The organism is Streptomyces sp. NRRL F-5650 (assembly GCF_000721365.1).
Taxonomy (GTDB): Bacteria; Actinomycetota; Actinomycetes; order Streptomycetales; family Streptomycetaceae; genus Streptomyces; species Streptomyces ardesiacus.
The window spans coordinates 18763-44046 of record NZ_JOGV01000047.1; the positions used below are offsets into that span (position 1 = coordinate 18763).

Annotated in this window: 29 protein-coding genes and 2 tRNA genes; 24 read left to right on the forward strand and 7 right to left on the reverse strand. The window is 67.5% G+C overall.

Going from position 1 to position 25284, the window contains the following annotated elements; translation table 11 throughout:
- The first annotated feature begins 186 nt into the window (after window positions 1-186).
- Complete coding sequence (locus IG88_RS0131055) at window positions 187-1692, forward strand: S1C family serine protease (protein ID WP_031048490.1); 1506 nt, start codon at window positions 187-189, stop codon at window positions 1690-1692.
- A 119-nt stretch (window positions 1693-1811) separates the two neighbouring features.
- On the opposite strand, the gene IG88_RS0131060 is transcribed toward IG88_RS0131055, so the two are convergent.
- Window positions 1812-2705: an NADP-dependent oxidoreductase gene (locus IG88_RS0131060; protein ID WP_031048492.1), complete on the reverse strand. Its 894-nt coding sequence runs from the start codon at window positions 2703-2705 to the stop codon at window positions 1812-1814.
- Window positions 2706-2775: 70 nt separating this feature from the next.
- Here IG88_RS0131060 and IG88_RS0131065 point away from each other — a divergent pair, with 70 nt between their 5' ends.
- Together IG88_RS0131065 and IG88_RS0131070 are read left to right on the forward strand one after the other, a co-directional pair.
- Window positions 2776-3366, forward strand: a complete 591-nt coding sequence (locus tag IG88_RS0131065; RefSeq protein WP_031048495.1) for a TetR/AcrR family transcriptional regulator — start codon at window positions 2776-2778, stop codon at window positions 3364-3366.
- 63 nt (window positions 3367-3429) lie between these two features.
- A tRNA-Ser gene (locus tag IG88_RS0131070) sits at window positions 3430-3514 on the forward strand.
- 155 nt (window positions 3515-3669) lie between these two features.
- On the opposite strand, the gene IG88_RS0131075 is transcribed toward IG88_RS0131070, so the two are convergent.
- Window positions 3670-4428, reverse strand: coding sequence for a GntR family transcriptional regulator (locus IG88_RS0131075; RefSeq protein WP_031048498.1), 759 nt, complete (start codon window positions 4426-4428; stop codon window positions 3670-3672).
- A gap of 79 nt (window positions 4429-4507) precedes the next feature.
- Between IG88_RS0131075 and IG88_RS44600 the strand changes: the two genes are divergently transcribed.
- From IG88_RS44600 to IG88_RS43545, 6 genes are all read left to right on the forward strand, one after another.
- Complete coding sequence (locus IG88_RS44600; RefSeq protein ID WP_031048500.1) at window positions 4508-4786, forward strand: hypothetical protein; 279 nt, start codon at window positions 4508-4510, stop codon at window positions 4784-4786.
- A 523-nt stretch (window positions 4787-5309) separates the two neighbouring features.
- Entirely contained in the window at window positions 5310-5534 is a 225-nt protein-coding gene (locus tag IG88_RS0131090) for a hypothetical protein (protein ID WP_031048504.1), read from the forward strand.
- Between the two features lie 8 nt (window positions 5535-5542).
- Window positions 5543-6274, forward strand: coding sequence for a GntR family transcriptional regulator (locus tag IG88_RS0131095; protein WP_031048505.1), 732 nt, complete (start codon window positions 5543-5545; stop codon window positions 6272-6274).
- Window positions 6271-6585 carry a hypothetical protein gene (locus IG88_RS0131100; RefSeq protein ID WP_031048508.1) on the forward strand — a complete coding sequence of 105 codons (315 nt, stop codon included), beginning with the start codon at window positions 6271-6273 and terminating at the stop codon, window positions 6583-6585. The genes IG88_RS0131095 and IG88_RS0131100 overlap by 4 nt, the downstream gene beginning before the upstream one ends.
- A 291-nt stretch (window positions 6586-6876) precedes the next feature.
- Window positions 6877-7485 carry a RipA family octameric membrane protein gene (locus IG88_RS43540; protein WP_158854128.1) on the forward strand — a complete coding sequence of 203 codons (609 nt, stop codon included), beginning with the start codon at window positions 6877-6879 and terminating at the stop codon, window positions 7483-7485.
- Window positions 7485-7889: a hypothetical protein gene (locus IG88_RS43545; RefSeq protein WP_158854129.1), complete on the forward strand. Its 405-nt coding sequence runs from the start codon at window positions 7485-7487 to the stop codon at window positions 7887-7889. Before IG88_RS43540 ends, IG88_RS43545 begins: the two co-directional genes overlap by 1 nt.
- Window positions 7890-8223: 334 nt before the next feature.
- Here IG88_RS43545 and IG88_RS43550 read toward each other — a convergent pair whose 3' ends face one another.
- Together IG88_RS43550 and IG88_RS0131115 are read right to left on the reverse strand one after the other, a co-directional pair.
- Complete coding sequence (locus tag IG88_RS43550) at window positions 8224-9549, reverse strand: hypothetical protein (protein WP_158854130.1); 1326 nt, start codon at window positions 9547-9549, stop codon at window positions 8224-8226.
- A 233-nt stretch (window positions 9550-9782) separates the two neighbouring features.
- Window positions 9783-10217: an NUDIX hydrolase gene (locus IG88_RS0131115; protein WP_031048512.1), complete on the reverse strand. Its 435-nt coding sequence runs from the start codon at window positions 10215-10217 to the stop codon at window positions 9783-9785.
- 18 nt (window positions 10218-10235) lie between these two features.
- Here IG88_RS0131115 and IG88_RS0131120 point away from each other — a divergent pair, with 18 nt between their 5' ends.
- The 12 genes from IG88_RS0131120 to IG88_RS43555 all read left to right on the forward strand — a co-directional run bounded on the left by IG88_RS0131120 (window position 10236) and on the right by IG88_RS43555 (window position 18899).
- Window positions 10236-11015 carry a GntR family transcriptional regulator gene (locus IG88_RS0131120; RefSeq protein ID WP_031048514.1) on the forward strand — a complete coding sequence of 260 codons (780 nt, stop codon included), beginning with the start codon at window positions 10236-10238 and terminating at the stop codon, window positions 11013-11015.
- A 139-nt stretch (window positions 11016-11154) separates the two neighbouring features.
- The gene (locus tag IG88_RS0131125; RefSeq protein WP_031048517.1) at window positions 11155-11511 is read left to right on the forward strand and encodes a hypothetical protein; all 357 of its coding nucleotides are present in this window, start codon (window positions 11155-11157) and stop codon (window positions 11509-11511) included.
- Between the two features lie 3 nt (window positions 11512-11514).
- Window positions 11515-12870, forward strand: a complete 1356-nt coding sequence (locus IG88_RS0131130; RefSeq protein WP_031048519.1) for an FtsK/SpoIIIE domain-containing protein — start codon at window positions 11515-11517, stop codon at window positions 12868-12870.
- 84 nt (window positions 12871-12954) lie between these two features.
- A complete protein-coding gene (locus IG88_RS0131135; protein ID WP_031048520.1) occupies window positions 12955-13608 on the forward strand; it encodes a DUF2637 domain-containing protein in 654 nt (217 codons plus the stop codon).
- Window positions 13609-13640: 32 nt separating this feature from the next.
- Window positions 13641-13832, forward strand: a complete 192-nt coding sequence (locus IG88_RS0131140; protein ID WP_007388789.1) for a mobile element transfer protein — start codon at window positions 13641-13643, stop codon at window positions 13830-13832.
- 11 nt (window positions 13833-13843) lie between these two features.
- Complete coding sequence (locus tag IG88_RS42920; RefSeq protein ID WP_003950175.1) at window positions 13844-13999, forward strand: hypothetical protein; 156 nt, start codon at window positions 13844-13846, stop codon at window positions 13997-13999.
- Window positions 14000-14022: 23 nt separating this feature from the next.
- Window positions 14023-14340: a hypothetical protein gene (locus IG88_RS0131150; protein WP_031048524.1), complete on the forward strand. Its 318-nt coding sequence runs from the start codon at window positions 14023-14025 to the stop codon at window positions 14338-14340.
- An 89-nt stretch (window positions 14341-14429) separates the two neighbouring features.
- Entirely contained in the window at window positions 14430-15827 is a 1398-nt protein-coding gene (repSA, locus tag IG88_RS0131155) for a replication initiator protein RepSA (RefSeq protein WP_031048527.1), read from the forward strand.
- Complete coding sequence (locus tag IG88_RS0131160) at window positions 15821-16039, forward strand: helix-turn-helix domain-containing protein (protein ID WP_031048530.1); 219 nt, start codon at window positions 15821-15823, stop codon at window positions 16037-16039. The genes repSA and IG88_RS0131160 overlap by 7 nt, the downstream gene beginning before the upstream one ends.
- Entirely contained in the window at window positions 16039-17208 is a 1170-nt protein-coding gene (locus IG88_RS0131165) for a tyrosine-type recombinase/integrase (protein ID WP_031048533.1), read from the forward strand. The genes IG88_RS0131160 and IG88_RS0131165 overlap by 1 nt, the downstream gene beginning before the upstream one ends.
- 1060 nt (window positions 17209-18268) lie before the next feature.
- On the forward strand, window positions 18269-18634 hold the full coding sequence (locus IG88_RS0131170; protein WP_031048536.1) for a hypothetical protein: 366 nt from the start codon (window positions 18269-18271) through the stop codon (window positions 18632-18634).
- Window positions 18635-18773: 139 nt separating this feature from the next.
- Window positions 18774-18899, forward strand: a tRNA-Ser gene (locus tag IG88_RS43555).
- A gap of 118 nt (window positions 18900-19017) precedes the next feature.
- Here IG88_RS43555 and IG88_RS43560 read toward each other — a convergent pair.
- Window positions 19018-19215 (reverse strand): hypothetical protein, encoded by a 198-nt coding sequence (locus tag IG88_RS43560; protein ID WP_158854131.1) that lies wholly within the window; start codon window positions 19213-19215, stop codon window positions 19018-19020.
- Window positions 19216-20235: 1020 nt separating this feature from the next.
- On the opposite strand from IG88_RS43560, the gene IG88_RS0131175 reads away from it, so the two are divergent.
- Window positions 20236-20985 carry a transposase family protein gene (locus tag IG88_RS0131175; protein WP_031048540.1) on the forward strand — a complete coding sequence of 250 codons (750 nt, stop codon included), beginning with the start codon at window positions 20236-20238 and terminating at the stop codon, window positions 20983-20985.
- A gap of 82 nt (window positions 20986-21067) precedes the next feature.
- On the opposite strand, the gene IG88_RS0131180 is transcribed toward IG88_RS0131175, so the two are convergent.
- The gene (locus IG88_RS0131180; RefSeq protein ID WP_031048542.1) at window positions 21068-21904 is read right to left on the reverse strand and encodes an SDR family NAD(P)-dependent oxidoreductase; all 837 of its coding nucleotides are present in this window, start codon (window positions 21902-21904) and stop codon (window positions 21068-21070) included.
- Window positions 21905-22056: 152 nt separating this feature from the next.
- Between IG88_RS0131180 and IG88_RS0131185 the strand changes: the two genes are divergently transcribed.
- Window positions 22057-22689, forward strand: a complete 633-nt coding sequence (locus IG88_RS0131185; RefSeq protein ID WP_051852134.1) for a TetR/AcrR family transcriptional regulator — start codon at window positions 22057-22059, stop codon at window positions 22687-22689.
- A 760-nt stretch (window positions 22690-23449) separates the two neighbouring features.
- Here the strand turns inward: IG88_RS0131185 and IG88_RS0131190 are convergent.
- Window positions 23450-24328 carry a bifunctional DNA primase/polymerase gene (locus IG88_RS0131190; RefSeq protein WP_031048546.1) on the reverse strand — a complete coding sequence of 293 codons (879 nt, stop codon included), beginning with the start codon at window positions 24326-24328 and terminating at the stop codon, window positions 23450-23452.
- Between the two features lie 361 nt (window positions 24329-24689).
- On the opposite strand from IG88_RS0131190, the gene IG88_RS0131195 reads away from it, so the two are divergent.
- Complete coding sequence (locus tag IG88_RS0131195; protein ID WP_031048548.1) at window positions 24690-25016, forward strand: hypothetical protein; 327 nt, start codon at window positions 24690-24692, stop codon at window positions 25014-25016.
- The last annotated feature ends 268 nt before the right edge of the window (window positions 25017-25284 follow it).

Genomic DNA, 25284 nt, shown 5'->3' on the forward strand with positions numbered 1-25284 from the left:
CCTGTGTAAAGGACGGTCGGGGACCCACAGCAACCGCTTATGGTGCCCTGACGGCCCGTGGGAAAAGCTGATGCCATACAAAATCACCGGCACATCCGTATCGCGCCGGACCGTGGAGCAGCGCGTGAGCGTGGCTGAGCGCGACCAGGGTGAGCGACAACCAGCCGTGGAGCGAGGAGAAAAGCTGTGAGCACCGAGAACGAGGGCACCGCGGTACCCCCGGCCCCGTCCGCACCCCCCGTGCCGGTCGATGCTCCCGCTGCCTCCCCCCAGCCCCCCGCCCCCCAGACTCCGGCTCCGGTGTCCCAGGACCACCAGGCACCCCACGACCACCAGGCACCCCACGACCACCAGGCACCCCAGGACCACCAGGCACCCCAGGGCGGCGAGGCCCCCCGGGGCTCGTCGGCTCCCGACGCCTCGTGGCCCCCGCCCCCGCCGCCGGGCACCCCGGCCCAGCCTCCGGCGTACGGCGGAGGTGCCGGCGGCTTCGGCAGCGGAGGCTTCGGCGACGGTTCCGGCGGCGGCGCGGGCGGCTGGGGAGCCTCGTACCAGCAGCCGGCCCCGAAGCCGGGCCGCGGGCGGGGCGGTCTGGTCGCCGGTGTCCTGATCGCCGCGCTGGTCGCGGGCGGCCTGGGCGGCGGGCTCGGCTACACGCTGGCCAGGAACAACGACGAGGGCGGCTCCACCACGGTCTCCGCCTCCGACACCGGCGGCTCCCTCAAGCGGGAGGCGGGCACCGTCGCCGGTGTGGCGGCCAAGGCACTGCCCAGCACGGTCACCATCCAGGCCGAGGGAAGCAACGGCGAGGGCGGCACCGGCACCGGGTTCGTCTTCGACAAGGAAGGCCACATCGTCACCAACAACCACGTGGTGGCGGAGGCGGTCGACGGCGGCAAGCTCAGCGCGACCTTCCCCGACGGCAAGAAGTACGACGCCCAGGTGGTCGGCCACGCCCAGGGCTACGACGTGGCGGTCATCAAACTGGAAAACGCCCCCTCGGACCTGAATCCCCTCCCGCTGGGCGACTCCGACAAGGTCGCCGTGGGTGACTCGACGATCGCCATCGGCGCCCCGTTCGGCCTGTCCAACACGGTGACCACGGGCATCATCAGCGCCAAGAACCGCCCCGTGGCCTCCAGCGACGGCAGCGCCGACAGCAAGGCGTCGTACATGAGCGCCCTGCAGACCGACGCGTCGATCAACCCGGGCAACTCCGGCGGTCCGCTGCTGGACGCGCAGGGCAACGTCATTGGCATCAACTCGGCGATCCAGTCGACCAGCAACGGCGGCTTCGGCACCGGTCAGGCCGGTTCCATCGGCCTGGGCTTCGCGATCCCCATCAACCAGGCCGAGTTCGTCGCCCAGCAGCTCATCAAGAACGGCAAGCCGGTGTACGCGAAGATCGGTGCCTCCGTCTCCCTGGAGGAGACGACGAGCGGCGCCAAGCTCACCGAGCAGGGCGTGGGCGGCTCCGACCCCGTGGAGAAGGGCGGCCCCGCCGACGACGCGGGCCTCAAGCCCGGGGACGTCATCACCAAGCTCGACGACCGGGTCATCGACAGCGGCCCGACCCTGATCGGCGAGATCTGGACCCACAAGCCCGGCGACAAGGTCACGGTCACCTACGAGCGCGGCGGCAAGCAGCACACCACCGAGGTCACCCTGGGCTCGAAGACCGGCGACGACTGACGCCGCTTCCGCAGCACCACGGCCGTTCACTTCGCCACCGGGATCTGCCCCCGGTGGCGAAGTGCGTCAGGGGGACAGGTGGGCGAGCCGCAGCAACGGCCACCGCCCTCCGCGCGGGGTCAGACGACGAGGACCCGGCGCCCGCGCGTGTGACCGGCCTGGCTGTCGACGTGCGCGGCGGCGGCATCGGCCAGCGGGTAGACCTTCTCGACCGGGATGTGGAGCTTCCCGCGCGAGATCAGGCCGACGGCCTCGGCGAGCGCCGCCGGCACGCTCCCGGCCACTCCGGAGAACCGGACGCCGAACTCGGGCGCCTTGAGGTCGGCGATGCTGACGACCCTCTCCGGGTTCCCGGTCAGCTCGACCAGCTCGCGGACAACGCCCGAACCGGCCAGGTCGAGAGCTGCGTCGACGGCGCCGAGCCGCCGCACCCGCTCGACCCAGCCCTCGCCGTACGTCGTGGCGAGGGCGCCGAGGCCGCGCAGGTAGTCCTGGTTGGCCGCGCTTGCCGTACCGATCACCCCGATGCCGCGGTCGCGGGCGATCTGCAGCACCGCCGACCCGACTCCCCCCGACGCGCCGCTGACCAGCAACGTCTGCCCCGGCCGCACACCGACCTCGCGCACGACGCGCAGCGCGGTCTCCACCACGGAGGGGTAGCCGGCGGCCTCTTCGAAGGTCAGCCCCTCCGGCATCCGCGCCCAGGCCCCGAGCACGGCGAACTCGGCGTAGGTGTCGACGCCCTCCCCGAACACCCGGTCCCCGATCTCGACCCCGGTGACCCCCTCCCCGACCTCGTCCACGACCCCCGCGGCGTCCAGACCGACGCCGGAGGGCAGCACGACCGGGTGGGCTCCCAGCACCTGCCCCTCCCTGATCCGCCAGTCGACGGGATTCACGCCCGCCGCCCGTACGGCGACGCGTATGCGGCCAGGCCCCGCGTGGGGCTCCTCGGCCTCGATCAGTCGAAGGACGTCCGGACCGCCGAACTCGGCGAAGCTCACTTTTCTCATGCCGCCGAACGTAGCACTAACGGTTAGCTTTCCATAACAGTTACTGTTTCGTACCTGCTAGCCTGCGGGCATGACCGTGCAGCAGTCGGGCCGCCGTGAGCGCAAGAAGGCCGCGACCCGCCAGAAGATCGCCGACACCGCGCTGCGGCTCTTCCTGGAGCGCGGGTACGACGCGGTGGGCATCCGTGACGTGGCCGCCGAGGCCGACGTGGCCGTCACGACGCTCTTCTCCCACTTCGCCTCGAAGGAGGCCCTGGTCTTCGAGCAGGACGAGGACTTCGAGCGCCGCCTGACGCGGGCGGTCACCGACCGTGCCCCGCACGAGCCGCTCGTACCGGCCCTGCGCCGCGAGGTCCTGGCCCTGGTCCGGCACTGCACCGCGGACAGCGCCGCCCCGATCCGGCGCATGATCGACGCCTCCCCCGCGCTGCGGAAGTACGACGACTCGGTCCGCCTGCGCCACGCGGAGGCCCTGGCCACCGCCATCGCCGCCGACCCCACCCTGACCCGGAGCGAGACGGCCGCCCGCACCCTGGCGAGGTTCGTGATCGACGCCTACTCGCTGTCCCGCGAGGCCCCCGACCCCGAGGCCGCCCTCGACGAGATCTTCCCGATGATCGAGGCGGCCTGGAACGCGGCCCGCCCCCCTCACCCCGCGTGACCCCCACCCGGCGGACGGGCCCGGTAGGCTGTACCCGCTCCGCCCCGGCCGGGACGGCGCAGGGGTGGGTTGCCCGAGCGGCCTAAGGGAACGGTCTTGAAAACCGTCGTGGCGCAAGTCACCGTGGGTTCAAATCCCACACCCACCGCACTGATTGACGGCCCCTGACCAGGCATGACGGTCGGGGGCCGTCGCCGTACGCGCTACCCGCCGATCACCGCCGTTCCCCGCGATTTCCCGGCCGATCGGGCACGGAAGGGGCACGGCTGGGGCATGCCCTGAGGGTTCCTGCCGCCTGGTCGCTTACGCCCGGCTGATCGGAATCTCGTACACGATCTCGCAGTGCGCGGCGGGCACCACGATGTCCGCCGTCTCGACCGGCCGTCCCTGGTCGCTGTAGTACGTCCGCCGGATGTGCGTGACGAGCGCGGCCTTCTGAATCCCGAGGAGTGACGCCTCCTCGGCGGTCGCCTGCCTGGGCTCGGGCTGCTCCACGGCATGGCTGACGGTGATCCCGATGGCGGCCATCCGGTTCACGACGCCTGCCCCGGCGTGCGGCCCTCCCTCGGGGAGGACGACGAGACTGCCAGCGGTGAGGTCGTACGGCTCCCAACTGGTCGACAGCTGCACGGGCCTGCCGTCGGCCAGGAACTCGTACGCGGTCCGGACGCACAGCTCGCCCTCGGCGATCCCGAGCCTGACGGCGATCTCCGCCGGGGCCGGCACCTTGGCATCAGTCCTGCTCTCCCAGTCACCCTGCCTGCCGACGGCCTTCATGTCTGCCCGGAACGGCGACCCTTCGGGCTGCTCGCGGGCGGACGACCGCACCACGCGCACGCGCTGCCGGGGCTCGGCGACGTAGGTGCCCGAACCGGCTCGGCCCTCCAGCACGCCTTGCGAGATCAGCAGTTCCTGAGCCCTGCGGACGACGTTCTCGCCTACGCCGCACTCCTGGCCAATCTGCGCGCGGGAGGGCAGCCGGTCCCCCGGTTCCCACACATGCTCCGCGATCCGCTGCCGTAGCTCGTCGGCGATGCGGAGATAGGGCGGCTGCTCAGGCATATGGAAAATCTAGTCCACTAGCTCTAACCTAGTTAACTAGCTTCACTCAAAGTGATCGTCGAGTGACGGAGGCTTCCCTGTGCCCGCTTCGCGAGTGAGCGCGGAGGCCGTCGCCGCCCGGTTATCGGCGGTCGGGCTCACCACACGCGTGGAAGAGCGCGACCGGTGCACGTCGGTCGAGGCGGAGGTGCCGGAATCGCTCTCCGCCGAGTCATGGCGGGAGGTCCTGGAAGTGCTGGCGGAGGCCGATCGATTCGGGCTTAACGCCACCAGCCAAAACGGCCGCACCCTTTGGGCGGTCGTACGCAAAGCGGCCCCCACGACGGGCGATGTCGGGGGACCGAGCCATCAGCGATAGGAGCTGAGCAGCGTGCTCAACCGTATCCGCCGTGCCGTCTCGCTCGCCAGAGCGCGGTACTTCCCCAACGGCAGGCACCACCGAGCCTTAACGTCATCCCGAGCGGCTGTGGCGACGCCTCCCGCGCTCGCCGTGGAACCGCCGGCCGTCCCGGGCTGGATGCCGGACACCGCTGACGGCCTTCACCTGCTCCTGGGCGAGGACAACGCGCTCGTCCGTCCGTACGTGCTGGCCTGGGAGCGGCAGCGTGCATGCCAACGTTCGATGGTCGTGGCGCCGCGCCTGTCGGCTGAGGCATTCTCGGCTCTGGCAGGTGTTCGCTAATGCCTCCACGTCAACGCCTCCACATTTCAGAAACCGCGGCTGCTGCCTACCTGTCGACCGCATGCCGGGTCGGCACCCACACAGCCTGTGCGGAAGCGTCGCCATCCGTGGCACCTGTCGACCTGCCGGTGATCTACGAGACGTGCGCCTGCCCCTGCCACTCTGCACCGGACCGCTGCACGCGACCGGCGGTGAAGCGGTGAGCAGCTGGGCGCCCGGGGGCGCGCTGGCGTCCAACGTCGAGATCACGGCGGCCACCGTTCTGCGGGGCGACATCATCCAAGTCGGCGGTCGGGCATGCCGGGTGAGCGACCTCTTCCAGTTGCCTCAGGGCGCGAAGCAACTCCTGTTCGAGTCGGGGGAGCTGCTGACCATAAACGGGCGGACCCGGCTCGTCGCCGTGCGGATGACGAGAAGGCGGTGACGCAGTCCATGACGTCTCGCCGCCTCGTCGTCGCCGACGACCTGAGACGCCAGATCACGGCCGGCCGCCTCGGGCCTGGTGATCGGCTCCCGTCTGAGTCCGCCCTAGCGGACCAGTACAAGGTCAGCACTGCGACACTGCGAAGTGCCCTCGCGGTTCTCCAGGGAGAAGGCCTTGTCGAGAAGATCCATGGCAAGGGCAACTTCGTCCGGCGCCCGTTGCGCAAGATCACGTACGTCGGTGGGTGGGGCACGCTGGATCCTTGGACTGCCGCAGACGTGGACCTGCGCGTGACAGTCCGCACCACGGCACTGCCCGCCCGGGGGCACCTGACAGCGCTGCTGAAGGTGGACGACGGAAGCCCACTGACTGAGTTCCTCCGACTCAGCTATGAGGGAGAGTCTCCACACAGCCTGGCCCGTGTCTACGTACCGCGAGACCTGACACCGACCACGGCGCTCGGCGACCGGCCGTCAAAGGAGTGGGCAGGAGCCAGCTCTTCTGTGCCGGATCCGCCGCCGGCCGAGGTGCACGAGACGGTGTCCGCCCGACTCCCCACGCCGGATGAGGCATCGACCCTGCGGATCAACACAGCCTTGGCCGTCCTTGCGATCACTCGCGTTGCGGCAGACACCACCGGGCGAGTCGTTGAGGCGGCACTACTCGTGTTCCCTGGGGATCGCGTCGACGCCGTCTTCAGTACCCACCACGTGATTGAAGAAAGGCAGGCGCACAGATGACGCCGCAGAACGAACTGCGACTCCTCCCGTGGTCGGGGCCGGACGGCAAGCCCTGCTACCTGAGCACCGATGACAGCGGCGGCTACATGTCCCGCCTGGCGGACAACATTGAGGCGGTACAGCTCGGGACGGCGGCTGACCTCGTAGAACAGGTTTCGGTAGTACTCGGCGACCGGGATGCTGGCCCGGAGGATCTGCACCGCATGCTGACCGAACTGACCGGAGCCCTGCGGGACGTGCTCCGCGTAGCCACCAGCCGCGGTCACCTCCTGGCCGTGAGCGAACTCCAGTCAACGGCCTCCTTCAGGTGACCCTTTCGTCAGCACTCGGAAGCCCGTCTACTGATCATCGGGTTCGCTGATCAGCGAGGCTGAGGAAGCTCACGGCTCTGACCTTGTTGGATGCCGTGGGCTTCTGCCGTTGTCGGTGGGCGTCGGCTGACCTCGGACGGCCCGGAGACGGCACGCCTCCGTGGGCAGAAGGCGGGGAGGTACGGCGCCGAGATCACGGAAGAGCGATCTTGGCATCACTGCCACAGGCGGTGTGGAGCACCGCTAGCCTTTCAGCCGTATCAACTCACCGCCCTTCCCGATGAGGTGCGCATGACTCCTCCGCCAGGTCAGCCCGCCGTCTCGTTCGAAGAGTATCGCCTCTACTACGAGACGACAGAGAAAGTTACCGAGAGACGACTGGCAATGAATCGCTGGAACTACTCAGTATTAACGGCGACTCTGTTGGCAATTGGTGTCATTCTCGGTTGGGCGTCATCGCATGCCACCTTCCTGTTGGCAGGAATTGTCGGAATTCTAATCCTTAGCGTCGTCGCCTGTGTGATGTGTTTTTTCTGGCTCAGACAGATTGACGACTTCAAGGCGCTGAACACTGCGAAGTTTGAAGTGCTGAACAATATGGCACCTTTGGTGATCTTCGAGGGACCCAACGGCACTTCGTCGGCACAGTCCTTCAACTGCTTCGACAAGGAGTGGCAAGAGCTTGCAAGGGTGCAGGCCCTGCAGTCACCGTCGACGAATAGCTTCGTGCGAGGCTTGCGCTCCTCAAGCGCTGAGCGATTCATCCCCCGCGCCTTCGGTGCAATTTTCGCCCTGATTTTTCTCTCTGTGCTAGTCTTCTCGGCGCTGAGCTGGAGTGATGTTACCGACCACCCTTCGCCATTCAGCAAGTCGGAGCAAGTTGAAAAGAAGAAAAAGTAATGGATCCCTATATCTACTCAGTCATGCCCGTATCGTCCGATGAGGACTACCAGAAAAAGCGGGCTCACCTGAGTAGCGTAGCGCGTGAATTCGAACTCTCGGTTCACTTTCCGCTAGATCGCGGTCTACCTGAATTCGGCAAGGAGTTCGACCTGGTAAGAGTGGTTGATGAGATCAAACGGGCGGCATTGGTGATCGCAGACCTCTCACTCGAACGGCCAAGTTGTTACTACGAACTCGGGCTGGCGCAAGCGCTCGGCGCTCAAGTCATCCTGATCGCCAGGGTAGACACGAACATTCATCAAGCTTTTGGGAGAAATTCGGTTACCCAATTCCGTGATCTGCAGGAGTACCCGTCCGTAGTACGCCAGTCACTACGGAAGGCTAGGGGGCTTGAGGCGTAAAGCGGTCTTGCTGCGCTCGGCGATGTCGAGGCTGGCAGAAGCCAAGCCGCCAGCGAAGCCGTCTGGCGCTCGTTGGGAAGTGCGGGATGTATGGCGGAGCGGCCGCGAAGGTTTTCGGCTGGCCGGCGCCGCTGCTGTACAGCCACAACTGATCACGGACGGCCGTGACCTGCGGCCCCCGTATCGATCAACGCCCTGACCTGCTGCTGACCTGTCGGTGGTTGTCGACGTTGGTCACCATTGAGCGCCCTTCCACGGCCCGAGGACGGCCCGGGAGGGCGTTCGCACTGAGCAAGCAACTCCGAAGTAGGGCCGACAGGATGTGCTGACTCTTCTATTCCGTGACCTCATTCCCCACTTCAGAGGCCTGATCGGGGTCGTCTGGGTCCGGGGCGAAGTGACTCAGTAGTCCTTCATAGATGGGGTCCGTAGCAAGCTCGAACCTGCTCAAGCGCCCTTGCGAGATCAATTCCTGTACGTCAGGAACGGCTGATACGAAGTCCTCCAGAAGGATTTTTTTGTAACTGGAGATGTTGACTTCTAGACCACTGGTGTCCCAATGCTCCACCTCTTGACGAATATTCTCTAATCCGGCGATGCGTTTTCGTGAATGCCAGTTGCGCACCCTAACGAGCATCTCATCTCGACGGTCCAGGCTGCAGCTCATGGCATACTCGCTGAGGACGCGAGAAGCGTGCCAAGATCGTTGCATTGAGCAGTCGTGAACGGAGTTAATCACCGCCTTGGTGAACCGATTCGATTCGTGTTTGTACAGCTTGGCTCCAAGTGCGCATACCAAAACGCGCCCCAATGCCAGAAGTTCTTGAGCTACTCGGTCGAGGTACTCCTCGTGCACGCTTATCTGGGATCCTGGAGAGACTTTTACATGCTCCGCCAGATCTAGCTTTTCCAGAATGGAGAGGTATAGATGATTCACGACGCCGCCCGTGTGAACGACGAGATTGCGCCGCGCAAAGGCCTCCCTCACGAGGGGCCAGTGCACCGGCAGTGACTCCATCGACAGTCCTCCCGAGGACTTCTTAAGCCACTTCTCCCAGCCGTCCACACTTTCCCTCAGCAGGGCAGAAACTTTCCTCTCTGCGAGATACTCGCGAGCATCGTCCAAGGATGCAAAGCCAGCAAGTTCTTGTAGAGAGAATGAATACTCGCTGTCATTAAGCGCGGAAGTGTTGACCGTGTAGATGGTGCGAGCTAGTCGACCAAAAAGCACCTCGAAGGTGGATATTGCGGAAACGAGCAGCGATTTCCTTAGTAGATTTTCTCGCGGTCCAGCCTTGGTCCTGGAGAAGAGTTGGAAGAATAGATGGGAAACGGCGACGCCGACGCCTCTTTCGGGCACTTCAATCTTGAAGTCCCGCTCCTCGCCGCTCTCTACTGCATCCGCCATGCTGCGGAGGCTTGTTGCTATTTCTGTGAGGTAGCCGGCGGACGCTTTTTGCTCTTCTCGTGAGAGTCTACCTAAGACGCCATCCCGCAAGCGGGCGAGTTCATCCACTTCCCGTGCGGCCATTTCTGGAATTACTGAGCGGTTAATTTCGATGATAGAGTACATCTGTGCAATGTACTCATCTGAGATGCTTTTTAACCGGGATGCTGGTGTATCGTCCGACCCTATCGGGCCGCCAGCGATAATCGTCACCGGATATCTCCTCCCCGTACTTCCGTCGAGAAACGCATGGCGGTAGGCGCGCGTGCGCCCGTTGAGAACTTTAGCGCGAGTATTAGGTCGGCGGAGCGGCTTTGGGCTGGAGCTGCTTTGGGGCGAGTGATCTTGGCCCCGTAAGCTGATGGCGAGTCGGGCAGTCTGTGGACCTGCCCGTTAAAGCACGACGTTGGGGCCAAGATCTTAGAGGCTCGCCCCAAAGTGGCTGCCTAAAGCCGTGGAGCCGGGCCAGCCCCGTCTAGGGCGTCCAGGAGCCTGATGGCGTAGACCTCGGCCATGCGGTCGCTGACCTCGTCGGGTGTGAGCCAGGAGACGGCTGTGGACTCGTTTGAGGTGCGTTCGGTGCCGCCGGAGGGTTTGCAGCGGAAGACCAGGGCGACGATGCCTCGGGTGGTGTTCTTGTAGACGCCGGTGAGTTCGTCGACCTCGACGTGGATGCCTGTCTCTTCCCAAACTTCGCGGGCTACGCCGGCCTCTGGGGTCTCGTTGAGTTCGAGTACGCCGCCGGGGAGTTCCCAGGTGCCGTTGTCGGCTCGGCGGATCGCCAGGAGGCGGCCGTCTTCGCGCACGACGACTCCGGCTACGGATACGGAGTGCAGGGGCGGCGACGTTGCTTCCTGTGGTTGACTCATGTACAGGAGCATAGGAGGCAGAGAAGGACTATGGGAACTGCGGTAGAGGGGGGCAGGTCCGGGCCTCGGTACGTGCAGATCGCGGACGAGATCGTGCAGCAGATCCGGGCGGGTGTGCTCAAGCCCGGTGACATGGTGCCGAGTGAATCGGAGCTGGTGGACCGCTACGGCGTGTCCGGGGGCACGATCCGGAAGGCCATGGTGGAGGTGCGAGCGAGCGGACTCGTCGAGACCCGGCACGGCAAGGGTTCGATCGTGAAGGACCGGCCGCCTGTGCGGCACCGTTCCTCCGACCGTTTCCGGCGCTCGCTCCGCAAGGGCGGCAAGGCCGCGTACCTCGCCGAGTCCGCGCAGTCCGGTGCCACGGCCAAGGTGAGCGTCCTCTACATCGGGCCCATGGAGGCTCCTGCGGATGCCGCCCAACGGCTCGGCGTCCCCGCCGGCACTCAGGTGCTGGCCCGGCGGCGTCTCTACTTCCGCAACGGCACCCCGGTCGAGACCGCCTCCTCGTACCTCCCGTGGGACGTCGTCAAGGACATCCCCGAGCTGTTCGCCGAGAACCCCGGCGGCGGTGGCATCTACGCCCGACTCGAAGACCACGGGCATGAGTTCGCCGAGTTCGTCGAGACGCTGCAAGCGCGGCCGGCCTCCAAGGCTGAAGCCTCCGAGCTGGCTCTGAGTCCGGGTGCGCCGGTGGTTCATCTGATCCGGGAGGCCCGTACGACGGCCGGGGTCGTGGTGGAGGTCTGCGACACGCTCATGGCTGCTGACCAGTTCGTTTTCGAGTATCGGATCCCCGCCGCCGACTGACGCTCGCTCAACTTCCAGCAACCCGTCGTGACTTTGGTGTCGCGGCGGGTTGACTCATGTACAGGAGTGGTGCACTCTTCTTCATGTCACTCATGTACATGAGTGGCGGAGTTCAGCATCTATAGAGGAGTGTTCTGCTGTGCGTCAGATCCCCGTCGACACCTCCGCCGCGACCGTGATGGTCGCCAAGACCCCGCAGCCCAAGGTGCGTGACCGTCGTACCGGCGAGATCGTTACCGACGCCGAGACCGGCGCGAAGCTGATGACCGTGGACGTGATGTTCGCGGCCAACGACGAAGTCGAGATCCTGTCCGTCACCGTCCCGGAGACCGGCATCTCCGGTGACCTGACCATGGGCACCCCGGCCGCGCTCACGGGGCTGGTCGCCCGGCCGTGGGAGAACGAGTTCAACGGCCAGAAGCGGCACGGCATCGCCTTCCGCGCGGTCGCCGTCACCTCGCTGGCCACCACGGGCACGGGCTCGAAGGCGGCCTGAGCCATGACGTGGCCGACGGTCTTACTGCTGGTGGTCGTCGCCGCTGCGGGTCTCCTGCGGTGGCGGCGTCCCGCCTGGTACTGGATGACCTTCGGGGTCACCTTCGCTGTCGTGCGCGTCCTAATCCGCTACGCCTCCGTCATGGAGGCCTGCGGGCTGACGGTCCCGCCCTCGCGCTGGCGCCTCATGCTGGCCCGGATGACCAACCGCCCGGCGCCGGAGTCCCGCGCGCCGCGCATTTTGCGGCTGCGGCCCACCCACACCGGCCTGGTCCTCCGGCTCAAACTCCGCCCGGGACAGGACGCCTTCGACGTCGCCGCCGCCTCGGACCGGTTGCGCCACTCCTTCGGGATGTACGGCGTCACCTCCCGTGAGCTGCGCTCCGGTGTGGTCGAGATCCGGATGACCGGCTACGACGTGCTCAGGCGGGTGCAGATGCCGGCCAGGACCGACACCCGGCCGATGCGCCTCCCGGTCGCGCTGCGGGAGGACGGCTCGGTGCACTACCGCGACTACCGCGCCGTCCCGCACGGTCTGACCCTGGGGGCCACTGAGTCCGGCAAGTCGGTCTATCAGCGCAACCTCGTCGCCGGGCTCGCCCCACACCACGTCGCGCTGGTCGGCATCGACTGCAAGCAAGGGGTCGAGCTGTTCCCGCTGGCCCGCCGGTTCTCCGCGCTCGCCGACAACCCGGATACCGCGCTGGAGCTGCTGGAGGCGCTGGTGTCCCACATGCAGGACGTGTATCAGCTCATCCGCGCCGAGCAGCGGATCAGCGTCGCCGTGCCGGATGCGGAGATCGCCGCCGACATCTGGGACCTGCCCGAGGACCTGCGGCCGGTGCCGGTCGTCGTCCTGGTCGACGAGGTCGCCGAACTCGCGCTCTTCGCCAGCAAGGAGGAAGAGAAGCGCCGGGACCGGATCATCACCGCCCTGGTCCGCCTCGCCCAGCTCGGCCGCGCGGCCGGCGTCTACCTGGAGATCTGCGGGCAGCGCTTCGGCTCCGAACTCGGCAAGGGCATCACCATGCTCCGCGCCCAGCTCACCGGCCGCACCGCCCACCGCGTCAACGACGAAACCTCGGCGAACATGGCCTTCGGCGACATCGCCCCGGACGCCGTCCTCGCCGCCATCCAGATTCCCGCCGAGGCACGCGGAATCGCCATCGCGGGGGACTCCACCGGCGGCTGGCACCGCATCCGCGCCCCGCACACCACGCTGCGCCAGGCCGTGAACGTCTGCAACAAGCACGCCGACCGCACCCCCGCGCTGCCCGCCCTCGCGCCCTTCCGACCCGCGGTCGCTCCGCTGCCCTCGGCCCGCGTGCCGCTGTCCGCAACAGCCACCGCCACCGCCTGACCGCTCCCCCTCCCACGGTCGGCGCGACCGTCCTTCGCGCCGGGTCCCTACCCCCGCCATGCCTGATCACAGGAAGGAGCCGTGATGGCCCGCCCCGCTCTCCGCATCGACGCCGTACTCGTTCAAGCCGTCATCGCCGGGGCGCTGTCCTTCGCCCACCTGCACGACCTCGCCGCCGCTGCCGGACAGACCGGCTGGAAAGCCTGGGCCTACCCCGTCTCGGTCGACCTGCTCCTGGTCGCCGCCTGGCGACGGCTGCGCGCCGATGGACCGTCCCGGCTGGCCTGGTGCTGGTTCCTCATCGCCCTGGTCGCCTCGCTCGGCGCCAACGTCGCCACTGCCGGGCTCCTCGACCTGGGCGACGTCCCGCCTTGGCTACGCATCCTCGTCGCGGCCTGGCCCGCCCTGGCCTTCATGGGCGGCACACTCCTCGCCCACTCACCCGCGGACCCCTCCCCGGCTCCGCCGACACCATCCGTCCCGGCTCCGGACCCCGTGCCCGAAACGGCTGCCGCTGAGCCGGGCCCGGCGCCTGAACCCCCCGTCGCCCCGCAGATCGAGGAAACTCCCGCCCTGCCCACGGCTGTGCCGGTCCCGGCCGCGCTCGTGGAGCACGCCCGCAAAGTCGCCGACGACCACCACGCCCGCACCGGCGCCCCGATCGACACCGACACCCTCCGCGTCCGACTCGGCGTCCCGCCTCACCTCGCCGACGCCATCGCTGCCCACCTCGGATGACATGACCGCGACACGAAAGGAGGCCGGCTGACATGCCCGCCCGCGACTTCTTCCACTCCGTCATGCGGATCGGCCCCGTGCAGATCGGCACCCACCGCGACCGGCGAGGCCAGACCAAGCACGCCGCCGTGTGCACCAACGACCGCTGCGGCTGGTCCGCCGACTACTCCAGCCAGTCCGCCGCACAGCTCGCCGCCCGCACCCACCGCTGCCGCGTCAGCTAGGAGGCCATCCGATGGACGTCCCGCTCTGGCTCGCGCTCCTCGCCGTCGGCTACCTCGGCGTCAAGCTCATCCGCCCGCCCTGGTGGCTCATCGCCGTACTCCTCCTCGGCGGCTTCCTCATCGCCGACAGCGTGCTGGCCCCCGTCGTCAACGGCTTCGTCAAGTAGCACGACCCGAAGGGAGAACACCGATGCTTCGCCCGAAGATCCCGACCAACCCCACGCCCACCGGCCACCTCACGCCGCCCGTGGTCGTGGAGCCGACCGCCGTCGTGCCGAGCGTGCCGGGGCCGCCTCCGGCTCCGGTCGCTCCCGCACCGACCCGGCCCACGGTGCAGCTCACCCCCGGCACCGCCCTCGCTCTCGTCGGCGGCGGAACGGCCGTCGTCCTGGTCGTCGGCGCCGTTCTCGTCTCGATGCTCCTGGCCGTCGCCATCACCGGCGCCTCGGTCGCCGTCTGCGCCCTGGTGATCCGCTCCCTCGTCCACGCCGACGCCAAACGACGCTGACCGGCCCCCGGGCGGCCTCGATACCGCCAAGCATCCGCCGCCCGGGCGCCGTCCCCAACCGATCTCACAACCGGAAGGAAGCACCCAGCATGGCGCACCGCGCCCCGACCGCGCATGCCCCGCTGCTCGACCCGACCACCCTCGGCGACCTCCTCCGTGTCGCCTCGGCCCCCGACTACACCCGCTGGGAAGACCAGATCCGCCGCACCGGCGGCTGCTCCGACCCCATCCACCTCACCGGCTGGACCCTCCACAAGGACAAGACCACCGGCGAGACCCTGCACCACTACACGACCGCCGTGGAGCCCGGCGGACGCCTCCGACTCGCCTGCGGCAACCGCCGCGCCTCCCGCTGCCCCTCCTGCGCCTGGACCTACGCGGGCGACACCTACCACCTCATCCGCGCGGGCCTGGCCGGAGACGACCGCCGAGACATCCCCAGCACGGTCCGGGATCACCCGCGCGTGTTCGCCACGCTCACCGCCCCCTCCTTCGGCCCGGCCCACAACCGGCCCGACCACGGCACCTGCCGCTGCGGCACCCAGCACGCCCCGGACGCCCCGGAACTGGGCACCGCCCTCGACCCCGCTACGTACGACTACGCGGGCGCCGTCCTGTTCAACAACCACGCCGGACAGCTCTGGCAGCGCTTCACCACCCGCCTGCGCCGCGAACTCGCCGCCCGCGCCGGCCTCACCCGCCGAGAACTCGCCGACCGCGTTCGTGTCTCATACGGCAAGGTCGCCGAGTTTCAGAAGCGAGGTGCCCTGCACTTCCATGCGGTGATCCGGCTCGACGGACCGGACGGACCAGGAACGCCCCCGCCTGCCTGGGCAACGGTCGGCCTCCTCGCTGATGCCATCCATGCTGCTGCGGCGCACTCCTACACGTCCGTCTCCGTCCCGGCCGTGGGGAACCAACCGGCCCGGTCCTTCCGCTGGGGTACACAGCTCGACGTGCGGCCGGTGAAGGCGTTCGGCGACGGCTCCGACATCACCGAACAGGCCGTCGCCTCCTACGTCGCCAAGTACTCCACCAAAGCCGCCGAGAACACCGGCACGCTTGACCGTCGTATCGGCGAACTCGCGGAACTCGACCGCCACCAGGTCCCGGACCATACCCGCCGACTCATCACCGCATGCCGCGACCTGGACCGCCTCTACCCGGACCGGCGGCTGTGGGCCTGGGCTCACATGCTTGGCTTCCGCGGCCACTTCTCCTCCAAGTCCCGCCGCTACTCCACCACCCTCGGCGCCCTCCGCCAGACGCGCGCCGACTACCGCGCCGCCCAGGAACACGCCGCCCTCGCCCTGGACGACCGCGAGCCGGACACCGTGCTCGTCCTCACCGATTGGCAGTACGCGGGACACGGCCACAGCCCGGGTGAATCCGTCCTCGCCGGCACCATCGCGCGCGGGCTCCAGACCAATCGTGAAACTGCCCGCGACGCGTTGGCCGGACTGACCACAGACGAGGGGGAGTGGTGACTGTGGACCGGCTTCTCACCGTGGACCAGGTCGCCGAACGCCTTGGTACGGGGGTCCGCTTTCCTCGACGCCTCATCGAGGAGCGCCGCATCACCTTCGTCAAGGTCGGCCGGCACGTCCGTATCCCTGAAACCGCCGTCGAGGCGTACGTGAGCGCCAACACCGTGGAACCGATCCTCCTGCGGTCCACGGGACTCAGGAGGGCTGCCTGATGGCTGGCAAGCGCAAGTCCCGCCGGGGCTTTGGCCGTGTCCGGAAGCTGCCGTCCGGCCGGTTCCAAGTTCGCTATCCGGGGCCTGATGGTGTGCTGCGCCCTGCGGACCGGACGTTCGCCACGACTACGGACGCGGACCGCTGGCTCATGCGGAAGCGCATCGAGATCGAGGAAGGGCGGTGGCTCGACCCGGCTGAGGGGCAGACGACCGTTCGCGACTGGGCGGCTCGCTGGCTTGCGGCCGTGTCGCCTCAGCTCAAGCACAAGACCCAGGCGTCGTACCGGTCACTGATCAACTCGCTGATCAATCCGACTCTTGGTGACCGTGAACTCTCCAGCCTTCGGCCCATCACGGTCACTGAGTGGGTGGGGGCGATGCGTACCAAGGGGCTCAGCGCCTCGCGTATCCGGCAGGCGTATCGGGTGCTGTCGCAGATCATGCGCTCTGCCGTCGACAACGACATGATCCCGCAGACACCGTGCAGGGGCGTGAGGCTGCCTCGCATGCCGCAGACGGAGCCGCACATCCTCACGCCGCTGGAAGCGTCGCGGATCGTCAAGGGCGCGACCAAGCCGCATGACCTGCTGATCGCGCTCCTCGCGTACGCGGGTCTGCGGGTTGGCGAGGCGTTCGCCCTGCGGCGCGTGGACATCGACGTGTCCGGGGGCTTCGTCCTGGTCGACGAGAACCTGGCCGAGGCGAACGGCACGCTGGTCTTCGACACTCCCAAGTCGCATCAGAAGCGACTGCTCCGCGTGGGTCCGTCCCTCGCCAGGCGGCTCGGCCGGCACCTGGAGACTCTGCCCGGCGGAGACGACGCGCTCCTCTTCACGACGCCCGGCGGCAAGCCCCTGCGCTACAACCAGTGGCGCAAGGCGTATTTCGATCCCGCTGTCTCGGCTGCTGGCCTGACCGATGTCACCCCGCATGATCTGCGTGCCTCACACGGCACCTGGGTCGCCGACCGGTACGGCGTGATGACCGCCGCCCATCGGCTCGGCCACTCGAACGCGAGCGTCACTACCCGGCACTACGCCCGGCCCGTCGCCGGTCGCGACGACCAGGTGGCCGTAGCGGCAGATTCCTGGCTCGACGGGCATCAGGACGTTCCTGGGGTACATAGCGACGATGACGACGCCTGCATCGAGGCCGCCACCTCCGTCTGAGTTGCGTAGGAACGTCACACCATCGGAACGGTGAGAGGTTCTGCGGACTGTCGTAGCCGCGCTGTTGCCCGAGAGTGGCTCTTGCTTTGGCTCCGAGCAGCGACAACGGCCCTGACCAGGCAGATCGGTCAGGGCCGTTCTTGCTGCCTGCTGACCCACAAATGCGCACCGCATCCCTACCGCTCTGCGGTGCCGCGTTGTGTGATGTTGGTCGCTACACGTCGGTGCTCATTGCCTTGTTGACGGTTAGTCCGCCGACAACTACCCCTAGTGGGTACTATTTTTGTCGACCTTCACGACCTCAGGGGGGCCCATGATCGAGATCGTTACTGCCTTAATCGGGGGCGCCTGCCTACTCGGTGGCGCGGTGATCACCGCTCGGTGGACACGCTCACGATCCAGCGGAACCCGGGAGCCCGCTCCTCTGCCGCCCCGTGATGACGCGCAGCCGGACGAGGACACCAGCGCCCCTCAGCCCCCTCGGGGCGGACGACAGGGTGGCAGTGGCATCACCGTCAACGGGCAATTCATCGAAACCAACAACGGAACTGTTTCGCAGAATAATTACCGAGACGGTAAGCAGTGAAGCTTCCTACTGCTAGCGGCGCGGGTTGGCTCGGGATAGCTCATTACGTCTTCGGTGCCGTCTTGGCTATCCTTTTAGCGGCAGCTGGCGTTGAAGTTATCAGCAACTCTTTCCCGTCCGTGTGGCCTACTCTCGAATGGCTCGCCAGGCGTGCAGTTCTTTTATCTTCTGATGAGTACGTCGGTAGCTTCGTTCGGGACCGAGTGCTTGTATTCGCTGTAATCGGCGTTGCATTCGTCCTGTGGGTTACACATAAATGGCCCACCTTGATCAAGACGCTTGGGCAGGCCATGAATCCGTTTGCGCGGGTCGGAGTGGCTACCGTCTCGGCTGTCGCTGCAGTCTTGATCGCACTGATATTGGCTGGCCCGCTCGGCCAGTCCAAGAGCGAGGGCGAGTGCGCCTCATCATTCCACCTTGACCTGAACCGTGCGCCCTCGCTGGTGAGTAACACGACGTGCGAGGGGGGCGGCTATGGCCGGGACGGCGATTGATCAGTACATCCAGACAAATAATGGCAGTGTATTTCAGACGATCATCAATAATGAGACGATCGATGAGGCGACCAAGCAAAACGTACGAAAGCTGGCGGTCTCCTCTCCTCAAATGTTGGCTAAGATCGATGAAATGCTGAAGGACTCGGGCGATGTTAAGGCGGCTGCTGCGCTGGTGCGGGATGCGAGTGACATCCTCAGTGGCAGGTCGGACTTGGCGACCCAGTTCACAGACGCGGGCGATGACCCAATGTTTCCCGGGAAAGGTGAACGAGAACTCCGTAAGGCAGTTGCCAGCCCATTTATTCTTCTCGTCCTGATTGTCGCTCTGATTCTGTGGCTGTGAGTTCATGAGATGGGCATGGATTCGCCATCTCGGTCCCTCGATGTCGGCTGGGATGTCAATTGTGGCGGCACCTGGCCGATCGCCGACCGTGGGCACGGTCATCCTCCTTGGGGCACGTAGCGGGCATGACGACGATGATGGTGGGTCCGATGGACTCGTCGCACGCGTCTGACCTGCGACGCGGCGGACAACGACCGTGATCCCCGAAAGGTCTTGAAAACCGTCGTGGCGCAAGCCACCGTGGGTTCAAATCCCACACCCACCGCAGTAGTTGAACGGCTCCCGACCAGCAGCTTGGTCGGGAGCCGCTCTCATGTGCTTTGCCCGTCAGTGACCGCGGTTCCCCGCCGGTTCCCGATCGAACGGGTACGGGAAGGGCACGGTCAGATGGTGCGGTTGCTGTTCCTGGGTGTTGTACCGACGACTGTGATCAGCAAGGATGCCAAAGCGACGGCGTCGGTGTAAGCAGCCGCGACCGCACCCGTCGACGGCCATGCGATCACGACGAGAACGATCACGATGATCAGCCATGACCTTGTCTCGCGGTTTGACAGATCCCACGAGGTAAGGGACACACTCATCCTTGGGCCTCCAAGAGGTTCGGAACCCGCCCCTGCCGTGCACGCCTAGGAACCTGTTCGGCGAGGGCGGGTTTATCTGGGTGATGTGGGTCATGGTGACCTACATCCGGGGATTCGCAAATTCGATCTGGGTTATTCGGGCACGGACTGGCCTGCCACGTCGGGGAGTTGTGGCAGACGTCTCCTTGAGCCGGCGGACTTGCGGCGCTGAGTCACGTGGATCGCACGCGGGGGCCAATCAGCCTGGCTAGGCTAAATGGGTCTCTCGAAATGCCGCAATACGGACATTCGTTGAGGGTGTGAGCGGGTGGCTGTTCCTGTGCTGCGAGGTCGACGGCGTCTCACTGACTGAGTCGAGTCAGGGACGCCGTCCATGGGTTGGGAACGGTGCCTGCGGTGGATGACGCTTGGGGATCAGGCCTCACCTTTTGTCGGCACTCGGCAGGAATCGAACCTGCAACGCTCCAATCCGTAACGGCCTACTGGTGGAGCGGTTTCGAGGGGCACGCTGATTCGTGCGACGCGGATGAAGGTCAATCGGTCGGCGGGGCTCCCATGTCGGGCCGTTGGCGGTCGACTTAATGCGCCTTGCGAAGGGACCCGATGATCACGTCGTCACGCTCGCGCCGCCACGCGGTCCAGCCATCCGCCTGCGACCCGGCAGCGGCCACCGCTGCGCCTGATGGGGTTCGGTACGGCTTGCCCTGGAACGACAGCCAGCCGTTCGGCAAGATTGTGGCTTCGTGGCGGACGCCGAGGCGGGGGCGATTACCAGACGGTGGCGGACGTCACCGCTGTGAACTCTCCGACCAACTGCGGCAGTTCCACGCCGGTGGCCGACGCCGGCTCGGCTTGCCGCCGCACTGGGCTGTGGAATCGGCTGTGGAATCAGTGAGCATTTTCAGTGCGGCCACCGGTCGGGTGACCGGGGCGGTATGGGATCGGAGTGCGCAACGGGAAGGGCCCCCGTGCCGTTGAGAGAGGTGTTCGACGTCTCAACTCAGCAGCACAGGAGCCCTGTTGGTTCCGTATCCTGCCGCACTCGACCTGCCCCACGCCTTGGCCGAGTGGGTCACGATGCTCATCGTCACTCGTGAAGGTGACCGGCGGTGCAAGCTCCCGCCGCACCGTCGCGCGCTGGTCGCACTCGTGTACCTGCGCCGCCACGACGCGCTCGCCCAGATCGCCGGGGCCTTCGGGACAGCCGTGGGCACCGCCCACGGCTACGTCAGCGCAGTCGCCGGCCCGCTCGCCGAGCAGGCGCCCGGCCTGCTGAAGACACGGCGCACGCAGGACCCGGACTTCGTCCTCCTGGACGGCACGCTCGCCGAGTGTGACCGCGTCGGCGACGGCGGGGCCGACTGCTCCTCGAAGCACAAGCGGCACGGCGTGAACGTGCAGGTCGTCACGGACCAGACCGGCGAGATGCTGTGGCTGTCACCGGCACTGCCGGGCCGGACCCACGACCTGACCGCGGCCCGCACCCATCGCATCATCCGGATCTGCGCACGCCGGGGCGTCCCGATCCTCGCCGGCATGGCCTACATCGGAGCGGGCGACTGGGTCACCACCGCCAAGCGTCACCCACCAGGCGGTGAACTCACCCTCACCGAGCAGACCGAGAACCGGGCCCTGTCCGTGGCCCGGGCACCCGTCGAACGAGCCGTGGCACGACTGAAGTCCTCGCGGATCCAGCGGAGTTGCCGCATCAGCCGCAACCGCATGAGCGTCATCACCAAAGCCGTCCTCACCCTGGAGAAGCAACGCTGAAGACGCTCATTGCCTGAACCGAGGGGATCTTTCCCCCGCGTTCTCGTGCCGGTTTTCCCGCGCTTCCGGGCCGTCTGCGGCTTCACACTGCGCCGACCAGGTCCTGCGTGAGGCGGTGCAGGCGCAGTGCGTCGTCCTGGTCGAATGCGGGGCCCTTCAGGGACAGCCGGCGGGTGGCGCGGTAGGCGGTGAAGGGTTCGGCCGGAGGTTCGTCGAGTAGACAGGTCATCGGGTTGACGGCCTTCGGCACGGACGCGGCGAGCACGGTGAAAGACGCCTTGGTGAGGGCGCGCAGGGGCTGTGGAAGGTGGTTGGGCATGCCGGTGGACACCACGCCGGGGTTGTAGCCGATGTAGTGGATCGGGGTGTCGGCATACAGGGCTGCGAAGGCCGCGCCGAGCAAGTCGTTGGCACGGAAGGACTGCAAGGTGGCCTTGAAACCGCTGTAGTGGCGCGTCAGTTGCAGGTCGTCCCAGTGAATGCGCCCCAGCGGGACGCCGGGGGTGCCGACGTTCATGATGACTGGTCGAGGGGCGGATTCCAGCGCCTTGCGCAGGCCGTGGCTGAGGACGTACCGACTCAGGTAGGCGAGAGCGAAGCTGTGCTCGAACCCCTCGCGGGTGACAGTGCGGGCGCCGAAGAGCCGGTAGCGCTGGGCGCACAGGATGAGTTTGTCCACTGTGGGACCGGTGCTCTCGATCTTGGCGACGAGTTCCTTGGTCGCCGTGACCGAAGTCAGGTCGGTCTGGAGAAAGGCGACCCGGTCAGAGGCGGAGACGGTTGCCGCCTCTGCCAGGAGGGCCTCGCCCTTGGTGGGCGTGCTGCCGACGGCGAGTACACGCGCCCCTTGGCGCAGGTAGTGCAGTGCGAGCCCTTTGCCGAGCCCGTCGGTTCCTCCGGTGATGACCACGGTCTGCATCCCTGGTTCTCCTTCCCCTCCGAGCTGTGAGGCCCACGTGAGGGACGGCGCCCCCAGCATGCGGATACGCCATATCCGCTTACGCGAGGAACCGTACCATGAACCGGATATCATCTATCCGGTTGTGATCCGGTCGACGGAAGAGGCGGTCCATGGGCAGGCAGAAGGAAGGCCAGGAATCTGTCGCGGCAGCGGCACGTCCGTTGAGGCGGGACGCCGAGCTCAACCGCCGACGCATCCTGCAAGCCGGACGCGAGGTCTTCGCCGCACGTGGGCTTCAGGCCACGCTCAATGACGTCGCGCACCACGCCGGGCTCGGAGTCGGCACCGTCTATCGGAAATTCCCCGACAAGCAGGCGCTCACGGAGTGCGTCTTCTCCGAAGAACTCGGCGAGATCGCGGCGATGGCGCGGCAGGCCCTGGCCGAGGACGACGCCTTCGCCGCCCTGTCCAGCTTCCTTGAGAGAGCCCTGGAGCGGGCCGCCTACAACCGCGGGCTGCGCGAGTTGATGCGCCACGGCGCTGTTGAGGGCACCGGCCTCGCCCAGGCGCGGCGGGAGATCACCTTGCACTGCGAGAGCCTCACGGCTCGAGCCCGCGCCCAAGGCGCGCTGCGCGACGGTGTCACCGAGGCTGACGTCGCACCAATCGTCGCGATGATCGACGCTGTCATGGCCCTTCCCGGCTCCTCTGAGCTGTGGCGACGCTATCTGGCGATCGTCCTCGACGGGCTCCGCGCCCACCCCGAACAGACACCGCTGCCCACTCCCGGCGGCACCGGCTGACCTCGCCGTTCAAGGGACCGCCGACGTCGATGTCCTCATACCCGGACATGGGTGCGTAGACATAGGTCCGTAGATATAGGTCCGCAGCCAGGGATGAGGAGGTGCGCGCAAGGGTCGAACCGGATCGAGCGTACGTGGAGGACCTGCGCGGCGCCCGGGTGTCCAGTGACCCACGGGTCGTATCGCCCAAACCCGGCTGGGAGTGGGCGGGCGACATCCACGAAGGGCAGGCCCGAAACCTCGCCCGACGAAGCAAGCGCGACGGGACGCCTGGCCGGCAAGCTGCTTCCGCCGCGCCGGACGGGTTGCCTGCCTCCGGCTGGACTCGTGCGTGGTGTGGACGCACGGCTTGCTCTCGGTGACGACGGTGGCTTTGCGGGATCGCTCGGTAAGGTCGTGGCCATGGGGGATGGGAAGACGCGTAAGTGTGTCTGGTGCGAGAAGCAGTTCACCCGGCGTTCGGTGTGGCGGGCGAAGCGCTACTGCAAGCGGTGGCACCAATGTGTGCACTACGGCGTGTTGTTGGTGGGCAGCTTGTTCTCCTGAGGGGGTCTGCGGGCTGGCCGGGAGGCGGTCAGGGGCGGGAGGTCCTTGATGTCGGCCGTGCTGCCGTTGCAGTCCTTGTGCTGGGAGGCCCCGGTCTTGTAGACGGGGCTCGTCCTCGTCGCCTTCGTGCTGCTGCCGGCCCAGCTTCCCCTGGCGGCGGCGGGGGCGGGGCGGCGGCGAGCATCGTGGTGCCCAGGGCGGCGGCTCGGCTCCGTCAGGGGCGTCGGGCCGTCATGCGGGCCGCCGAGGCGATCGTCGCACGGGCCTCGCGTTCGGGCAGGCCGGTGGCGAGCGCGGCCTCCAGCAGGGGGGTCAGCAGGGCCGGGCCGATGCCGTTCTCGTAGGCGCGGCAGGCCGCCCAGAAGAGGCGGGTGTTGCGCTGGCCCTCGTGCGCGGCGAGAACGAACTGGACCAGGCCCCGGCCGCCCGCCCCCGGCTCACCGCCCCCGGCCCGCCGCACGGGAGGCGGGACCAGCAGGCGCAGCAGTGCCGGCGGGCAGGGCGCGGGAGCCAGGTGGGCCGTGCCGGGGAGGGTCGTGTAGGTGCCGTGGCGGGTGCGGGAGCCGGGGCCGACCAGGTAGCCGCCGGCGCCCCGGACGTCGATGCCGGGGGCGAGGCGGCCGGCCGAGTTGGGGACGACGGTGCCGGGAGGGCCGGTGAGCCAGAGGTGGCGGCCTCCGCCGGGGGTGAGGACGACGACCGTGGGCGGGATCGTGAACAGTCGGCGCAGGGCCAGTTCGCGCAGGGCGGTCGAGGAGGCGGGCTCCGGCTCGCCGGGCCTCGCGTCCAGGTCGACGCCGATCAGGTGGTGCGGCGGCAGGCCGCAGGCGATGCCGTACCCGGTGGCCCAGGGAGCGGCGGCGAACAGGGCGCGGATGCGGGCCGGGTCGGTCGAGGCGTCGTGGGCACCGTGACCGAAGCGGCCGCACTCGCCGCGGCAGGGAAAGGCCCCGGGGGCCGGGGTGCCGCGGTGCGGGGAGCGCAGCGCGGGGAGCTTGGTGCGGGCCAGCGGGATGACGGCCAGTCCGCGTTCCGCGGCTGACAGGGCGTGGGCGAGGGGAGGCGTCGTGGCCTGCCGGTCGGTGGTGGCCATGGGTCTATGGTCGTACGCATGTTCGATAAAGGGAAGGGGTGGAGGTGTGACACGCCGGGGAGGGGCGGGCGGGGAGAAAGAGTGGCGGAACGCTTCACCTCTTGTGGGGCTTGGGGTGGGACTGTCCCCTGTGTGCCCGGGTGGTACGGAAGGGAAGCAAAGGGGTTTATCGACTTGTCCTCACGCTTGAGAGCGAATCGGTGCTTCCGGGGTGGTTCACCGGGATCCGTTGGGCAATTCTGATCACGCGACGTCGTGCACAGCGTCGAGGCGGTCGGCCAACTGCCTTGGCACCAGTCCTGGTTCACGTACTCACGCGTTGTCGGCTGAAGCCGGTGCGCACTTGTTCTGGAGGAACAACATGGCAAGCATCCGTACCGCCCGTGTCGTCGCCGCCGTCGCCGCCCTCCCGCTCGCCGTCGCTCTCTTCGGCGGGGTCGCGACGGCGGACAACGGCGCCTTCGCGGACGACGGATCGAGCGCGACCGCCGCCAGCGCCAACGCCGGCATCCTCGGCAGCGGTGTCGGCGACGACAACTACGGCAACTCGTCCACCACGCAGCAGCAGGCGGTCGGCTCGGGCGCATCGAACCAGAGCAACACCGCGCAGGTCGACGGCTCCGCGTTCACGGCGATCAATCAGGGCAACGAGAACGTGGCCGTCAGCTTCTCCCCGCTGTGGTGGTGAGCTGAGGGGCCGGCGCGGGTGCGCTGCCGCGCCGGCCCCTCGGTCTTGTGCGGGTGTGCTTCATGGGGTCGCAGTGCGTCCGGGCGGCGGTACTTCGGTACCGCCGCCCGGGCGTTTTCCCCGTCGGGGGACGTGTGCGGCGGCCCCCGGTCATGGCGGACGTGTGCGGCGGCCCCCCGACGTGTCCCCGGGCGACGTCCCTGCCGTGTCACCGGCCGACGTCCCTGCCCTGTCCCCGGCCGGCGTCCCCGCCGTTCTCCGGGCGGGC

Excerpts from the sequence above, each read along its gene's own strand:
- IG88_RS0131140 (WP_007388789.1), top strand. The coding sequence starts at position 13,641 with ATGCCCGCCCGCGACTTCTTCCACTCCGTCATGCGGATCGGCCCCGTG.
- IG88_RS0131170 (WP_031048536.1), top strand. The coding sequence starts at position 18,269 with ATGGCCGGGACGGCGATTGATCAGTACATCCAGACAAATAATGGCAGT.
- IG88_RS43560 (WP_158854131.1), bottom strand. The coding sequence starts at position 19,215 with ATGAGTGTGTCCCTTACCTCGTGGGATCTGTCAAACCGCGAGACAAGG.
- repSA (WP_031048527.1), top strand. The coding sequence starts at position 14,430 with ATGGCGCACCGCGCCCCGACCGCGCATGCCCCGCTGCTCGACCCGACC.
- IG88_RS0131060 (WP_031048492.1), bottom strand. The coding sequence starts at position 2,705 with ATGAGAAAAGTGAGCTTCGCCGAGTTCGGCGGTCCGGACGTCCTTCGA.
- IG88_RS0131075 (WP_031048498.1), bottom strand. The coding sequence starts at position 4,428 with ATGCCTGAGCAGCCGCCCTATCTCCGCATCGCCGACGAGCTACGGCAG.
- IG88_RS42920 (WP_003950175.1), top strand. The coding sequence starts at position 13,844 with ATGGACGTCCCGCTCTGGCTCGCGCTCCTCGCCGTCGGCTACCTCGGC.
- IG88_RS0131095 (WP_031048505.1), top strand. The coding sequence starts at position 5,543 with ATGACGTCTCGCCGCCTCGTCGTCGCCGACGACCTGAGACGCCAGATC.
- IG88_RS43545 (WP_158854129.1), top strand. The coding sequence starts at position 7,485 with ATGGATCCCTATATCTACTCAGTCATGCCCGTATCGTCCGATGAGGAC.
- IG88_RS0131100 (WP_031048508.1), top strand. The coding sequence starts at position 6,271 with ATGACGCCGCAGAACGAACTGCGACTCCTCCCGTGGTCGGGGCCGGAC.
- IG88_RS0131130 (WP_031048519.1), top strand. The coding sequence starts at position 11,515 with ATGACGTGGCCGACGGTCTTACTGCTGGTGGTCGTCGCCGCTGCGGGT.
- IG88_RS0131135 (WP_031048520.1), top strand. The coding sequence starts at position 12,955 with ATGGCCCGCCCCGCTCTCCGCATCGACGCCGTACTCGTTCAAGCCGTC.
- IG88_RS0131165 (WP_031048533.1), top strand. The coding sequence starts at position 16,039 with ATGGCTGGCAAGCGCAAGTCCCGCCGGGGCTTTGGCCGTGTCCGGAAG.
- IG88_RS0131190 (WP_031048546.1), bottom strand. The coding sequence starts at position 24,328 with ATGGCCACCACCGACCGGCAGGCCACGACGCCTCCCCTCGCCCACGCC.
- IG88_RS0131115 (WP_031048512.1), bottom strand. The coding sequence starts at position 10,217 with ATGCTCCTGTACATGAGTCAACCACAGGAAGCAACGTCGCCGCCCCTG.
- IG88_RS43540 (WP_158854128.1), top strand. The coding sequence starts at position 6,877 with ATGACTCCTCCGCCAGGTCAGCCCGCCGTCTCGTTCGAAGAGTATCGC.
- IG88_RS0131185 (WP_051852134.1), top strand. The coding sequence starts at position 22,057 with ATGGGCAGGCAGAAGGAAGGCCAGGAATCTGTCGCGGCAGCGGCACGT.
- IG88_RS0131120 (WP_031048514.1), top strand. The coding sequence starts at position 10,236 with ATGGGAACTGCGGTAGAGGGGGGCAGGTCCGGGCCTCGGTACGTGCAG.
- IG88_RS0131195 (WP_031048548.1), top strand. The coding sequence starts at position 24,690 with ATGGCAAGCATCCGTACCGCCCGTGTCGTCGCCGCCGTCGCCGCCCTC.
- IG88_RS0131180 (WP_031048542.1), bottom strand. The coding sequence starts at position 21,904 with ATGCAGACCGTGGTCATCACCGGAGGAACCGACGGGCTCGGCAAAGGG.
- IG88_RS0131150 (WP_031048524.1), top strand. The coding sequence starts at position 14,023 with ATGCTTCGCCCGAAGATCCCGACCAACCCCACGCCCACCGGCCACCTC.
- IG88_RS0131065 (WP_031048495.1), top strand. The coding sequence starts at position 2,776 with ATGACCGTGCAGCAGTCGGGCCGCCGTGAGCGCAAGAAGGCCGCGACC.